Here is a 14,460-nt window from a genome sequence, read left to right as displayed (position 1 = left end):
AAAGCTTGTGTTGGGCAGCCGGTAGTTTTTTCCCGGCGATAGGCGTGGTGGGTGGGGCAGGTACCTGGCGAGGGATTTTGCAGGGCCTACGAGGTCGAGCGCCGCGCGGGCGGCGCTCACCCACTCCTGCGCTCAATTCAGCGCAGTTGCACCCTGCACCGCCTTACCAGCCACGGGCCGCGCAGCAGCCGCGCCATCAACACGGGCCACATCGCCACCAGGCAAGCTCGTCTCGGGCACCGGGCTCAACCACACGTTCACGTTGTCCACGCTTTCCTGATTCAACTCCCCTGCCCAGCGATTGAGCAGGAACAGGTTGGTAATGAAATCATATTGCGATCTCAACAGATCACGCCGCGCCTTGAACTCGTTCTGTACGGCCGTCAGCACATCCACGGCGTTGACCACGCCGTAGGTGAACGCCTTTTGCGCGGCAACGCTGGACTTCTGCGCTGAGGACAACGCATTACGGTTGGCGCGGATCTTCTCGACACTGGACTGGGCAGTGAGATACGCCGTGGTGGTTTCTTTGACCACTTGGCGGCGAATGCCTTCCATCTGCTCTTCGGCCGCCAGTTGCTCGTCATACAGCCCCCGCACCCGGGCAGAAGTGGAACCGCCGCTATAGATTGGGATTTTCACCCCGAGCGTGGCCACATAACTGTCGCTGCGCGGCGCCTGGGTGTTGTCGTACCCTTGGTCACTTTGCTGTGCACTCAAACTCAAAGACAGCTGAGGATAATGCTCGCCCTTGCCCTCACGCACCGCGGCATTGGCCGCCTCGGCGCCGCTTTGCGAGGCCTTGAGCATCGGGTTGGTTTCAACCGCCTGGGTAATCCAGCTTTGCAGCGGGCGCGTCGGCGCCTGCAGTGCCACATCATTTCGCACCCGGCTCAGCGGTTCATTGATTGGCCGCCCGACAATCTCGGCCAATGCCTCACGGCTGACCTGCACCTGGTTGCGTGCGTCGACCTCTTGCGCCGCCAGCGAATCGACACGCGCCTGCATGTCGAGCTTGTCGGTGATCTTAGCCATCTGCCGGTCGAACATCATGCTGACGCGGTCAAGGTTCTTTTGCGTGGCGCGGCGCTCGGCCTGCACCAGCGCCAGCTCATCGTCTGCCGCCAGGGCAACGAAGTAGCGCTTGGCCAGGTCGACGGTCGCTTCGGCCAAGGTATCCTCGGCCTGCTGGCCTTTTTGGGCCTTGACGCTCTTGGACTTCTGGTAACGCTCCCAGGCCGGCTTGTTGTACAGGTACTGGGTCAGGCTGAGCGAGTAGGTTTCGTTGTTATAAATGTCGCGCGACAGTTCGTTCTTGCGCAACACACGGCTGGAGTTGGCGTTGGCCGACACCTGCGGCAGCAAGCCACCCAAGGCTTCACGCTGCTGCTCGGCCGCCGAACGCGCCCGGGCGTAGGCAGCCAGCACGCGAGGGTCTTCCAGACGGGCTTCGCGGTAGAGCCCTGCGAGGTCCAGGGCGTAGGTCGATGCGGCAACACCTCTTGGCATTTCGCCCTGGGACTCCACCGCCATCGCCTGCCAAGCGGTCATGCAAATCAAAACACCCGGTAGCAAACGCAGCACAATCATTCCTCGATCAGCGATTCGGCGAACATGTTGCGCGCCGGTTTCAGCAAGTACTGCAGCATGGTGCGGTCGCCTGCGTTGATCAGGACATCAGCTGGCATGCCCGGTTGCAGCTTGCGGTTGCCGAGTTTTTTCATGCCGTCTTCAGTAACCTTCACCCGGACCAGGTAGTACGGGTCCCCGGTACGTTCCTCAGTCAGGCTATCGGCGGAGATACGGATCAGCGTGCCTTCGATAACCGGGGTGGTTGCCTGGTTGAAGGCACTGAAGCGGATATCCGCCGTCTTGCCCAGTTCGAGGCGGTCGATGTCTTTGGTCGCGACCTTGGCTTCGATCACCAGCTCCGAAGAGGCAGGGACAATATCGAGCAGTGGCGTAGCCGCACTGACCACGCCGCCGATGGTGTGCACCTTCATGTCCAGCACCATGCCGCTTTCCGGCGCGCGGATCACCACCCGCGACAGGCGGTCCCGCAGCGCAGCTTCTTTTTCCTGCAGGTCGAACACTTGGGCCTGCACTTCGGAAAGCTCGTCGGCCACATCCGAATCGAATTTCTTCTTCAACTGCACAATCTGCAGCTCGGTTTCGCCGATCTGCAGCTTGGTCTTGGTGATGGTCGACTCATGGTCGGCCACTTCGGTCTTGAGCATGTCGAGTTTGCGCTCCTGCTCAAGCAGGCGCTGGTTGTCGACGAAGCCTTCGGCCAGCAGCTCTTTGAGCTGCTTGATTTCACCGGTGTAGGACTTTTCCAGGTTGCGCTTGGTGCGAATCATGTCATTGAGGCCAGCGATCTGCTGCTTCATCTGCTCGATGCGCTCGCGGTTGACCGATATCTCGCCTTGCAACGCATCGTGCCGCGCCTTGAACACCTGCTGCTCACCTGCCAGGGCTTCCATGGCACGGTCCGAATCGGTGCCCTCCATAGTTACAGGCGGGATAGCCTGCAACCCATCGCGCTCGGCGCGCAGACGCGCTTCTTTATAGCGAGCCACGATCAGCTGGTTACGGGTGGACTCATACTCGGAACTTAGTTGAGCTTCATCCAGTACGATCAGCGGGTCGCCCTGTTTGACCAGGTCACCGTCACGGGCCAGCAGTTCCTTGACGATACCGCCTTCCAAGTGCTGAACGGTCTTGCGGTAGTTCTGCACGGTGACAACGCCAGAGCCGTGGACGGCATTGCTCAAAGGGGCGACCGCTGCCCAGGTGCCAAAAATGCCGAAGGTAACAAAAACGATGGTCAGGCCGATGCGGCGAATACCGCGATCGGAGGTGGGCATGTCATCGAAATTGTGGTCGAACGTGGTGATTGCTTTGCTGCTCATCAAAAAATCCTTTTATGCGCCAGTGCTGGTCGAGGTGACGGGCGCAGCGGCAGGAGCCGCAGGGGGAGCGGGGCGAGGCGCGGTGGGCGCGACTGCGGGAGGTTGCGGCGCAGCCGGTTGAGCAACGCGCTGCTGGCCCTTGGCCTGCTGCGCGGCCAGCTCGGCGATGACACGATCACGCTCGCCATACATCGAGATGGTGCCGCCGGCCATGACCAGGATGCGGTCCAGGCGCGTGAGGATGTTGGGGCGGTGCGACACGATGAACACCGTGGCGCCGGTTTCCTTGAGCTTTTGCAGGGCTACGCCGAGTGCGCGCTCGCCCACATCGTCCAGGTTGGAGTTGGGCTCGTCGAGCACGATCAGGCGCGGGTTGCCATAAATGGCACGGGCAAGGCCGATGCGCTGGCGCTGGCCGCCAGAAAGGTTGACACCGTCGCTTCCAATCACGGTGTCGTAGCCGTCCGGAAGCATCAGGATCATTTCGTGCACACCGGCCATCTGCGCCGCCTGCACCACCTTCTCCGGGTCGACTTTGTCGAAGCGGGCGATGTTTTCGCTGATGCTGCCTTCGAACAGCTCGATGTCCTGCGGCAGGTAGCCGACGTACGGGCCTAGGGCCTGCTTGTCCCAGGTCGAGATGTCGGCGCCATCCAGGCGCACCACGCCGTGCTGGGGCGGCCAAATGCCCATCAGCGCACGCACCAAGGTCGACTTGCCCGCAGCGCTCGGGCCAACGATGCCGACGACCGAGCCGGCTGGCGCCACGAAGCTGATGCTGCGCAGTACCGGAGCCTTGGCGCCTGGCGGCGCGACAATCAGGTTTTCCACCTGAATGTGGCCTTCCGGGGCAGGCAGTGGCATGCGCTCCGGCTCTTTGTTGAGGTCGTCCATAACTTTGTTCAGGCGGTCGTACTGAACCTTGGCGGCGACAAACCCTTTCCAGCTGCTAATCATCTGATCGATCGGGGCAAGCGCGCGCCCGAGTAGCAGGGAACCCGCCATAAGAAGGCCTGGGTTGATCTCGTGGGTGACCACAAGGTACGCGCCGATAGCCAGCATGATGGACTGCGACCACATACGGAACGTTTTAGATGTAGAGCTGATGGCCCCGCTTTTATCGCTCGCTTCAGACTGAAGCATCATGATACTCCGCTGGCGCTTGGCCCAGCGGTTCATGAGGGTATCCAGCATTCCCATAGATTCGATAACTTCGGCGTTGCGCAAGGTCTTAGTGGTAACCAGGTTGGAGGCAACGTTCTGTTTATTGGCACTGGCCAGCGCCTGCCCCGTTACTCGGTGGTTCACCACAGCCAGTACAGTGAGCACTAAGCCGCAGGCCATAGTCATCCAACCAAACCAGGGATGGAACAGAAACATGACAACGGTGTAGATCGGAAACCATGGGGCATCGAAAAATGCGAAGAGCCCGGGACCGGTAAAGAACTGACGAAGCGAAGTCAGGTCACTTAACGACTGAGCGGTTGCATCTCCGCCACCGCTGGTAAGTGCGCGCTTGAAGCTTGCTCGGTAAACATCTCGGCTCAGCATCACGTCCAACCGGTTGCTGATGCGCACCATGATCCGTGACCGGACCCACTCCAACGCACCCATGGTCACTATCAAGACCGTCATGATCAACGTCAGCATGAGCAAGGTAGACGTACTGCTGGACGGCACCACCCGTCCCGACACCTGGATCATGAAGAGGGTGGGAACCAGTGTGAGGGCATTGACGAAGAAGCTGAAGAAACCGACCGAAATGAAGCTGCTTTTACAGGCTTTGAGTGCGGTTTGCAGGTTATTTTCGGATTGTGAACTCATGGTATCCATACTGAGAATGACAAAAGCGGCGGGCAGTGTAACACCCACCGAGAAGAACGCAGCCTGCCCTATCAAGAGGCCAGGTGCAGACAAAGCCGACGAAACGCCATGTTTATGAAAAAACCCTGATGTAAGTCAACAAAAAGGCATAAAAAAGCTGCGTCACTGCTTACTTACGCGGCAGAAGGCCATGCCTTTCTTTAAAAACGACCAACGGCAACGCAGGCTGCGGCAGCCTGCCGCACCAAAGTCAGAGCAAATTAAAAATTGACTCCAGAAACAACAGAGCCATCAAGTCATTGATTTTAATGAAAAAAAACCGCATTGATCACAGACCCATCAGTCACTTCAGCCTGCGCCCTGCGTGGCCTGCGAGCGCTAACCCGAGGATTTAGTTCAGTTTTTCAGTGAAATTTTTTTTACCTTTGCGAGTTGACAACATTATCCCATCCCTTCATCTTCGGTCCTCGCAAGGAGCCTTTACCGGCCGTTTTGGTGTACGCACGGGTTTGAGCAAGTTAGCTACCGGTGTTTCGTTTAAAAGGAGCTTAACAACGCCATGTCTATGCCTTCCCAGCCTCTCGATGGCTTGAAGATCAGCTCCCGCGTAACGTTGCTGGAGCCGGGCATGTACATCTTCCGTTATGCCTCGCAGCCACCGGCCGATAAACCCGTGTGCATTGCGCTGCAACAGGCGCCGCTTGGCAAAGGCTCGGTCGATTTCTTCCCCGCCGAGGGCGTCAGCAAGAACATGCTGACCAAACTGGGCGACACCATCGTGGCCCGGGTCAAAGGTGGCGTGACCACCGTACTGATCACCGAATACCACATGTTCGACGACGTGATCGACCCGGTCGATCTGCGCATCGACCGCATCGACACCTCGCCCGCCATCATGCGCACTTTTGCCGTGGTGGCCAGCAGCGAGCCTGCCCCCAGCCTTACCGCAACCGCTAGCCCCACCGCCTTCGAGCTCACCGCGCACCTGCAAAAATCAGGCGAAGTGGTTTCGAGCGAAGGCCGCATCGGCACGCCCGGCAGCGACGAATTCATCGAGAGCTTCGCTATCAACTGGCCGAACAAGCCGGATGGCGTCGACCTGCTCTACACCTGCATGGTGGCCGGCTCCGGCCCCAGCCGTAATGTGTCCACCGGCACCTTCGTTGGCGCGCGAGGCGAAGGCCTGCCGCTGATCTGCGTGGGCTTCAGCCTGGTTGGGCCGCTGCGCAAACACTACGAATTGACAGGCCTTATCGTGTTCGGCAATGCCGAGCCACAACGCCTGCTCGCCAATCAGATGATGCATGGCCCCACCGGCAACGAGCCGTTGGTGGCGCTGCATATCGCCGTTACTCCCGTTACGAAGATGAACGCTGCCCGCTCTAAGTCTCCGTGGGAAAACTCTGCGCAACCGCAGAACCTCAGTGCAACAAGCCAATTGGCTTGAAGTAACAGGAATACACCATGCAATACGATAGCCCCGTCTCGTCCACCGAGTTCCAGACCTTCCTGGCCGCTACCACCCTGTCCGACAGCACTGTTGACGCGATCAGCTCCCTGCTGGGCCTGGAAGCCGAAGGCGCAACCGTTAACGTTGCAAGCTTCGACGGCGTGAACCTGGAGCTGCCAGCTGGCGGCGCCGTTGACGTTGTTACCGGCGAAATCGCCGGTGTTGCCACCGACCTGGTCACTCTGGACCTGTCCGCAGCTGAAGCTGCCGGCGCTCGCGCTTACATCCTGGAAAGCGATGCCAGCCTGAACGTCACCCTGCAAGGCCAGTCGGGCAACGTTGCCCCAGCCGCCTTCGCTGCCCTGGCAGCCGACGTAGCTGTAGCCGCTGACGCCAACGCCGAAATCGGCCTGGTTGTCACCACTGGCAACGGCAACGACGTAATCACCGTCAATGGCGACCAGAACACCTTCATCGACGGCGGTGACGGTAACGACACCATCGTGACCGGCAACGGCAACAACACCGTTATCGCTGGCGCTGGCAACAACAACGTCAAAACTGGCTCGGGCAACGACACTGTCGTGCTGAGCGGTGAAGACCACACCGACATCGTCGACACCGGCGCTGGCTACGACGTGGTTCAGCTGGACGGCTCGCGTGAAGACTACGCGTTCGCCACCAACGCCAACTTCAACGTTACCCTGACCGGCAACCAGACTGCCTCGATCTCGAACGCCGAGTTCCTGACCTTCGTCAACGGCGAAGAAGTCGAGACCGTTGCTCTGGCCTACAGCGATGCTGAAGCCGCTGCACTGCGCCTGTTCCAAGGCGTACTGGACCGTGACGCAGACCTGGAAGGCGCCAAGTCCTTCGTTGGCCAAGTCAACAACGGCACTTCGCTGACCGACATCGCCAACGAGTTCCTGAACTCGAACGAATACGCCGGCGCTAACAACGCTACCGACGTGAACGAGCTGTATCAGGCGCTGCTGGGCCGTGCTGCTGACGATTCGGGTGCAAGCACCTGGACCGACATGCTGGCCAACGGTGGTTCGCTGGCTGACGTGGCTGCTGCTATCGCTGTTTCCAGCGAAGCTCAGACCCTGGACGCTTCGAACGGCGACTTCATCCGTGACCTGTACACCAACGTACTGGGCCGCGAAGCTGAGCAACAGGACCTGGACTTCTGGGTATCCTCGCTGTTCAACGGCGCAAGCCGTGCCGATGTTGCCAAAGACATCGTCACCTCGGACGAAGCTGGCGTTAAAGCCAACAACGACTTCATCGAGTCGCTGTACCAGTCCGCTCTGGACCGTGCTTCGGAAGAAGGCGAGAAGGACTACTGGTCTGCCCAGATCGCCCAAGGCGCTTCGCACGCCGACGTGGCCATCGGCATCGTTGGTTCCAACGAAGCTGTTGCAAACATCGACAACGTCGTTGTACTGCACGGCCAGGTGTAACTAGCCCTGCTGTAGCCAGGCATTCACTCCGCCGCAGGGCGGGGTGCATGCAAAAGGGGGCGACTTTCGGGTCGCCCCTCTTTTTATTTTTTGTAGCCAAGCCAAGCTTATGTCCAGACACCTCGACCATGGGCGAGAAACGCTCATGGACATGTTCCACCGCCATCGCCAAGCCAACGAGCAGGGCCTAGCGGCTGCTGCACTCGAGCGTGCCATGCAAACCGCCGAGTACCGGCCGGAAGCATTGGTGTGGAAAGGCATCGCGGCATTGCCGCAAACGCCTGAGCTGGCCTTTTTATTCTTTGCCAATGCCGCCAAGGCACTACCCGACCGGGCGGACATCCACGCCCTGATCGGCCGCAGCCTGCTGGCGCAAAAGCACTTCAAACTCGCCACGCGCTACCTGACCACGGCCTGGAAAACCCAGCCCAATGACCTCGCCCTGCGCATGACGCTGTGGCAAGCACGCAGCCAATCGGAAACTCCCGCCGAACTGCGCCGCATGGTGCTTGCCCACCTGCCTGACATTCACACCGGCCAGGAACTGGCACAGGTGCTTAAGCTGCTGGCCGCGCAACCTGACGCGCCCGGCACGGTCGGCGTGGTGCGCTACCTGCCCGAACAGCGGGAGATACAAGGTTGGGCCATAGACCTGGCCAACCTGCAGGCACCGGCAGCACTGAAAATCGAAGCCAACGGCAAGCAGTTCGACACCCAGGCCACTGCCCAGCACCCATTGCTGAGCGCCGCCGGGCTGCCTGCCACCCATGGCGGCTTGCGGGTGAGCGTGCCGAACGTGACTGCGGCAGTACACCTGCGCTTCGCCAACGGCACTGCACTGCTCGGCAGCCCCGTCTTCGCGATGCCGGCATTCGTGCCGCCCGCCAGCGTGAACGGCGGCGGCGAACAGCAGCCAGTCGACGTGCTGATCCCCGTGTATGACGGCCTCAACGAAACCCTGGAATGCATCAACAGCGCACTGGAGGCGCGCAAGCTCAACCGCACCGCGCACCGGCTGGTGGTGATCGAAGACCAGACCCCCGTGCCCGCCCTGGCCAAGGCACTCAAAGTGCTGGCCGCCAAAGGTAAGATCACCCTGGTGCACAATGCCGTGAACCTTGGGTTCATCCGCAGCATGAACCGCGCCATGGCCCTGAGCCCGAACAAGGACGTGGTGTGGCTGAACGCCGATACCCGCGTGCATGGCGCCTGGCTCGACCGCCTGCGCCAGGTGGCCTACAGCGATGCCAGCATCGCCTCGGTCACCCCGTTCACCAACAATGGCGAGTTGATGAGCTTCCCGCAGAGCCGGGTGAGCCACGCCATGCCCTGCCCCAAAGCGCAAGCCGAACTGGATGACCTGGCCCGCCAAACCGACAGCCCGCCAATGGAAATAGAAACCGGCTGTGGCTTTTGCCTGTACATCAAGCGCGAGGCATTGGACCAGGTGGGCTACCTGGATGAAGTCCACCTTGCGCGTGGCTATGGCGAAGAAACCGACTGGTGCCTGCGCGCCCGCGAGCACGGCTGGCGGCACATGGGCGCGCCCAATGTGTTCGTGGCGCACCAGGGCGGCATCTCGTTCGGCGCCGAAAAGGCCCTGCGCGTGGCGCACAACAACGCCATTTTGCGCAAACGCTACCCAGACGCCTCCGCCCGCTACAACACCTTCTGCCTGCGCGACCCGATCAAACCGGCCCGCCAAGCATTACAAAAAGCGCGCCTGGCCAAGCTGGCCAGCCTGACCCCCGATGCCCGCCAAGCCCACTGGCCAACCCAACCCCGCCAGCCCACTATAGAAGCCGGCTTGCCGGCGATGAGGCCCTCAGCCGCCCCATCCCCCCTCAAGCAATGCGCAACATCCAGCCCCGGCGAAACGCTGCACATCCACAACGGCTCACACAGCGACGCGGCATTCAACCTCGCCTGGCGCCATGAGCACCATCGCACCTGGGCGACCCTGCAAGCCCCACTGCAGCCACTGCCCTTGACCCTCGACTTCGAACTGCCGGGCGAATACCCCCAGTTGGTCGAGGCACTGCGCCTGCTGCCGCTGAACGGTATCGCTTACCAGCAACTGGCGCGCTGCCCCGTCACCCTGTGCGAGCTACCTGCCCTTCTGGGCATGCCCTACAGCATCATTTGCCGCGATAGCCGGCTGCTGAGCCAGGATGAAGCGTTCGACTGGCAGCACTTCGCTCACAATGCCACAAGCGTACAGCTGCCATGGCAAGCCTTGCACCGCGACTACGCCAGGGCTCTACCCAAGGCGAACCTCGTATTGCCAGGCCCTACCGAACACCCACCAGTCTCGGCAGATACGCCACGCGTGCTGCTGATTGGTGACAGCCTGAGCAACCCGGCAATTGCCCAACGCTGGCTGGCCCTGGCACGACAGATCATCAGCGACCAGTTGCCGCTCGTACTACTGGCCAAAGACGACAGCCCTTGGCTTAAGGCACTCCAGGCTACGGGCGCCGTCTACCGGCTGCCGGCCCTGCACGGTTTCAGCCTGGCCGAACGCGCCGTAGCTGCAGGCTGTGGCGGCGTGCTAAGCCTGGATGACGCCCCCGGCGCCGACTGGCAGGCAGCGCTGCTGGCCGACGAACTGGCCGCCCCGCTGTTTGCGAGCCCAAGCCCGCTGGCCGCCGAAGCCGGCGCGAGCCCAACCACTTCCCTACCCTTTTCACTGAGCCAAGCCTGATGACTCAAGACCTCTTGGAAAAGCCCCAGGCGGGCCAGCAACCCGTCCAACTTAACGGTTACACCGGGGCCATCATTGGCCTGCAGGGGGATGTGCTGCAAGGCTGGGCAATCGATACCGCCCAGCCGGAACTGCGCCCGGTGGTGGAAGTATTCATCGACGGCGCGACCGTCGCCTTGGCGCGTGCAGACCAATACGAACCACTCGCCCCAGTGGGTGATCAGTTCCATGGGTTCACCGTTCAGCTGCGCAAAAGCTGGCTGGACGAAGCGCGAGTGATTACGGCACGCATCGCCAACCAGGCATTCGAGCTGGAAGGCCAGGTACATTTGCCTGCTGCTCCCAGCCAGGAAGCTTCGGCCATTACCTCGCAGGTGTGGCACACCGGTGGTCTACGCGTAGGTGGCTGGTCATGGGACCCGCAATCACCACGCCGTCATGTTGAAGTGACTGTGCGCGAAGGGAATCAGGTCATCTGCACTGCGACTTGCAATGTGCATAACCAGGCACTGGCGTATCGCGATACCAGTGATCACGGCTTTGCCATTGACCTGCCGTGGGAGTTGGCCGATGGCAAGGTGCATGTGCTGGATGTAGTCGATGATCGCGGGCAACCGCTTGCCGGCAGCCCGATTCGCCTGTGCTGCTGGCCGGAAGGGGTAGAGGGTTTGATTCGGCAGCTGGATGCGAAGCAGGATCCGGCAACCATCGCCCTGCTCACTGAAGTGGCCAAAGAGCAGTCAATGCGCTTGCCCAAAAGCGCAGGGTGGCATCTTTACCCGCAGTGGTTCGAGGCGTTCCAGCGCTTGGAAGGCCTGGAAAAGCCTGCCATGCAAGGCAAGGTCGGCTTGCTGATCATCAGCGCAGGTGATTGCGCGCAGGAAAAGGCCAGCCTTGAAAGCCTGGGTGCAGACCGTGCAGACGTACATCAAGTCGCCATCGCCTCCCCTACCGATTTGGCACCCGCCGTGCAGCAATTGTTGGCAGAGGGTTGTGATCGAATTCTACCTTTGGCGGCAGGTGATCGCTTGGCCCCGTTGGCCCTCGCGCACCTTTGTGCGTTGCTGGACGATGGCAGTGCCTGGGCATTTGCAGACTGCGATCGTGACGGCCCACAAGGTGAGCGCAGCCTCCCTTGGCTGAAGCCAGTGTGGGACATTGACCTCTTCATCGGTGCGGATATCTTCACTCCAGGAGCAATATTCGGCGCAGACATCATCAAGCAGGCATTGAATCTGTTGACAGCGCGTGCCGAACAATCTGCGGTAGGCTGGCATGACTTGGTTGCCGCGATTGCATTGGCCACCCTAGAGAGCAACGCGAGTGTGGTGCACTTGCCCCGAGTGCTTTACCACCGTACCAACAATGCGCCAGCCAGCCCCGAGCAGGCAGAGCCATCGTCCGAACGACTGCGTGCCATCGAGTGGCTCTGCCAAGAATTGGCCCCAGACACGACAGTGAGCCGTGTGGAGGACTACCCCGCACTGCTCAGGGCGCATTGGCCTCTGCCAGAGCAACTGCCGCGGGTGAGCTTGATCGTACCCACCCGGGACCAATTCAAGCTGTTGCACGCGTGTATTGAAGGGTTGTTAAACGACACAGATTATCCAAACCTCGAAATCATTGTTGTCGACAATGAGTCGAGCGACCCCGACACCTTGTCTTATTTCGAGGATATCAAGGCACGCGGTGTGACCGTACTGACACACCCCTACCCGTTTAACTACTCGACCATTAATAATCGTGCGGCGGGTATTGCCACGGGTGAAGTGATCGGCCTCGTCAACAATGACATCGAGGTTATTGACAGCGATTGGCTTAAGGAGATGCTTGCCCAACTGCTTCGGCCAAGAGTTGGCGCAGTAGGTGCGAAGCTGTTGTGGCCAAACCGCATGGTCCAACATGGCGGCGTGGTAGTAGGCGTAAATGGTCTCGCAGCGCATACGGGAAATAATCTCGAGCAGCGAGACTCGGGATATTTGGGGTTGAACCAAGTCACTCGCCGACAGAGCGCCGTGACCGCAGCGTGCCTGTTATTGCGTAAATCAACGTTTGAAGCGGTGGGTGGCTTGAACGAAATCGCTTACCCCGTGGCATTCAATGATGTCGATCTATGCTTACGGATCAACCAGCAAGATATGCATTTAGTTTGGAGTGCTAATGCAATATTAGTTCATGCTGAATCTGCCAGTCGCGGCAAAGATATCACCTCTGAGCGGCGCTCAAGGGGCCAGCGTGAACAAAATGAATTCATTGAACAGTGGTCCTCTGCTGCGCAGGTAGATAAACACTATCATCCGGCTCTCAGTCACGATTATCTCAGCACTCCCTACGGTGGTTTAGCACTCCCTCCGAAACCTCAAGCTAAACGAAGCGGTTGCATTTTTTTTGAGCGGACTCTAACACGCGAAAAGCAAAATCTAACTAAAATATATCTCTAGCCACCCCGGGGAGTTAGAGGAAGGTAAAAGTCGTTCGTCATAATAGCTGGGCATGGACTCTACGATTATGGCCTTGAAGGAAAGCAAAATGAATCCGATTCTAAACCCCTCTGAAAACCAGCCTATAATCGGCCATTTAGATTACGCAAAGGATGGCTACACTTATGGATGGGCTTTCGACGAAGCGGCGCCCAGCCAGAAGGTCATGATCGAGATAGTACGCAACGGAAGTGTTGTTGCTAGTGGATCAGCGGATCAATATCGCAGTGACCTAGACGAACTGGGAATCGGCGACGGCAACCATGGATTTAAGCTGCGGCTATCTAAAGAGTTGTTTGATGGAAATCAGCATCAACTTACAGCGAGAGATGCCCGCAACAGAGTACAGCTGCTGGGTGGGCCGATCACGTTCGGCCCGCAAAAAGCATTATCTCAATTTGATGAAATACCTCGCAGCGAAGGTTTTCAATCATTGCATAAAATGCTAAATAGTTCTCACAACCCTGCAGTGACCACCATCAGTGAAAGATTGATTGCCGCATATGACTTGGGATCTTTAGCACAAGAGACTGGAAAGATTCAGGACGCCAACTTTGCTTGGAATGCCTTAAACAAGGTCATTGGCCTTAATGCATTGTGCCAATGCAAGCTTGCCGAAAACAAAGTTGCAACTGGTGATATTGACGAGGCATTAAATCTCTACAAAAACGCAGCATCTCTTGACTTCAGCTTTCATTGGGCACATATAGGCATTAGTAACATTCTGGCCAAAAAGGGTAGCTTTGGCGATGCAATAAAGGCTTTGAAAATTGCTATTAGCCTTCAGCCTAGCACAGAGGATTTACGCGGCAAACTGAAGGAGCTGAAAGAAAAAGAGCTTTCTACTAAGGTCGACACCCTGCTCTCGAGCGGAATGAAGCACGAAGCAATATCAATGTTGCGTCATGCCGTTAAAAGCAATGCAGGGGGAACCCTTGCCAAAGAGCTACTGGACAGTCTATTAGTCGCTCAACAAGAATCACCAAAATTTATTCACGGAATGCCGAAACTGAAAGAATTCAAACATAAACTTGATGAGTTTGAAAAGCTATTAGCCAATCTTGAGCTGCACGACAAAGGCGTGAAGCATGAGCGATAAAAATTGTGGAACACTTAACGTAGATCTTGATAACTCGAAAGTGATCAGCGATGGTGAATCTAACCCTAATATAGACACTACACCACGGAAAAATAGCAAGATTCAGGATGGTGCTAGGGATGACTATATTAAGGAGATTTCTAGGCTAGAAATCCTTGTAGAAGAGCTAAAGCGCGACAACGCCAGAGTCAAAGCAGAATATCAAGAGTGCAGCGAGGAGAAACGACTCCTTTCAGTCGAGCTTGAATCTTCTAGAGCTACATCCATAGAACGAAAAGACAAAATAAGAGTTCTTCAAGTAGAAGTAAACTCGAAAAGCATGATCCTCGAATCGATGAAAAGCCAGGTAGAGGCCTACATTTTGAGCCAGCAACAGCAACAAGAGTCACTGATCAAGCTGGAAAGCCAACTCGAATTGCTTAAAGAGCTTTTTTTACGAGACTAATTGATGATGGATTCGAGCATCCTCAAGCGTCTAACAAAAGCTTGTTTGACTTTTCTCCCGAAAAAGCATCTGAGGATGTCGAC

General features: G+C 58.3%; 9 protein-coding genes. 6 read left to right on the top strand and 3 right to left on the bottom strand.

From position 1 onward, the window contains the following. Positions 1-132: 132 nt before the first annotated feature. The 3 genes from ABRP30_RS07030 to ABRP30_RS07020 are packed head-to-tail and all read right to left on the bottom strand — an operon-like array spanning position 133 to position 4,736. Positions 133-1,590, bottom strand: coding sequence for a TolC family outer membrane protein (locus ABRP30_RS07030; RefSeq protein ID WP_349976078.1), 1,458 nt, complete (start codon positions 1,588-1,590; stop codon positions 133-135). Further along, on the bottom strand, positions 1,587-2,912 hold the full coding sequence (locus ABRP30_RS07025) for an HlyD family type I secretion periplasmic adaptor subunit (RefSeq protein WP_267821906.1): 1,326 nt from the start codon (positions 2,910-2,912) through the stop codon (positions 1,587-1,589). Before ABRP30_RS07025 ends, ABRP30_RS07030 begins: the two co-directional genes overlap by 4 nt. Before the next feature lie 12 nt (positions 2,913-2,924). Then, positions 2,925-4,736, bottom strand: coding sequence for a type I secretion system permease/ATPase (locus tag ABRP30_RS07020; protein WP_349976112.1), 1,812 nt, complete (start codon positions 4,734-4,736; stop codon positions 2,925-2,927). A 565-nt stretch (positions 4,737-5,301) separates the two neighbouring features. Here ABRP30_RS07020 and ABRP30_RS07015 point away from each other — a divergent pair. The 6 genes from ABRP30_RS07015 (at position 5,302) to ABRP30_RS06990 (ending at position 14,377) form a co-directional block, all read left to right on the top strand. Then, on the top strand, positions 5,302-6,183 hold the full coding sequence (locus ABRP30_RS07015) for a hypothetical protein (protein WP_349976111.1): 882 nt from the start codon (positions 5,302-5,304) through the stop codon (positions 6,181-6,183). 17 nt (positions 6,184-6,200) lie between these two features. Then, entirely contained in the window at positions 6,201-7,649 is a 1,449-nt protein-coding gene (locus ABRP30_RS07010; RefSeq protein WP_349976077.1) for a DUF4214 domain-containing protein, read from the top strand. Between the two features lie 145 nt (positions 7,650-7,794). Continuing rightward, positions 7,795-10,353, top strand: a complete 2,559-nt coding sequence (locus ABRP30_RS07005; RefSeq protein ID WP_349976109.1) for a glycosyltransferase — start codon at positions 7,795-7,797, stop codon at positions 10,351-10,353. Beyond that, complete coding sequence (locus tag ABRP30_RS07000) at positions 10,353-12,794, top strand: glycosyltransferase (protein ID WP_349976076.1); 2,442 nt, start codon at positions 10,353-10,355, stop codon at positions 12,792-12,794. Before ABRP30_RS07005 ends, ABRP30_RS07000 begins: the two co-directional genes overlap by 1 nt. Before the next feature lie 88 nt (positions 12,795-12,882). After that, complete coding sequence (locus tag ABRP30_RS06995) at positions 12,883-13,932, top strand: hypothetical protein (protein ID WP_349976075.1); 1,050 nt, start codon at positions 12,883-12,885, stop codon at positions 13,930-13,932. Beyond that, positions 13,922-14,377, top strand: a complete 456-nt coding sequence (locus ABRP30_RS06990; RefSeq protein WP_349976074.1) for a hypothetical protein — start codon at positions 13,922-13,924, stop codon at positions 14,375-14,377. The genes ABRP30_RS06995 and ABRP30_RS06990 overlap by 11 nt, the downstream gene beginning before the upstream one ends. The last annotated feature ends 83 nt before the right edge of the window (positions 14,378-14,460 follow it).

It is taken from the genome of Pseudomonas sp. WHRI 8519, from assembly GCF_040224055.2.
GTDB lineage: Bacteria > Pseudomonadota > Gammaproteobacteria > Pseudomonadales > Pseudomonadaceae > Aquipseudomonas > Aquipseudomonas putida_X.
This window is presented reverse-complemented; position numbering and strand designations above follow the sequence as displayed.

Excerpts from the sequence above, each read along its gene's own strand:
- ABRP30_RS07020 (WP_349976112.1), bottom strand. The coding sequence starts at position 4,736 with ATGAGTTCACAATCCGAAAATAACCTGCAAACCGCACTCAAAGCCTGT.
- ABRP30_RS07030 (WP_349976078.1), bottom strand. The coding sequence starts at position 1,590 with ATGATTGTGCTGCGTTTGCTACCGGGTGTTTTGATTTGCATGACCGCT.
- ABRP30_RS07000 (WP_349976076.1), top strand. The coding sequence starts at position 10,353 with ATGACTCAAGACCTCTTGGAAAAGCCCCAGGCGGGCCAGCAACCCGTC.
- ABRP30_RS07010 (WP_349976077.1), top strand. The coding sequence starts at position 6,201 with ATGCAATACGATAGCCCCGTCTCGTCCACCGAGTTCCAGACCTTCCTG.
- ABRP30_RS06995 (WP_349976075.1), top strand. The coding sequence starts at position 12,883 with ATGAATCCGATTCTAAACCCCTCTGAAAACCAGCCTATAATCGGCCAT.
- ABRP30_RS07005 (WP_349976109.1), top strand. The coding sequence starts at position 7,795 with ATGGACATGTTCCACCGCCATCGCCAAGCCAACGAGCAGGGCCTAGCG.
- ABRP30_RS06990 (WP_349976074.1), top strand. The coding sequence starts at position 13,922 with ATGAGCGATAAAAATTGTGGAACACTTAACGTAGATCTTGATAACTCG.
- ABRP30_RS07015 (WP_349976111.1), top strand. The coding sequence starts at position 5,302 with ATGCCTTCCCAGCCTCTCGATGGCTTGAAGATCAGCTCCCGCGTAACG.
- ABRP30_RS07025 (WP_267821906.1), bottom strand. The coding sequence starts at position 2,912 with ATGAGCAGCAAAGCAATCACCACGTTCGACCACAATTTCGATGACATG.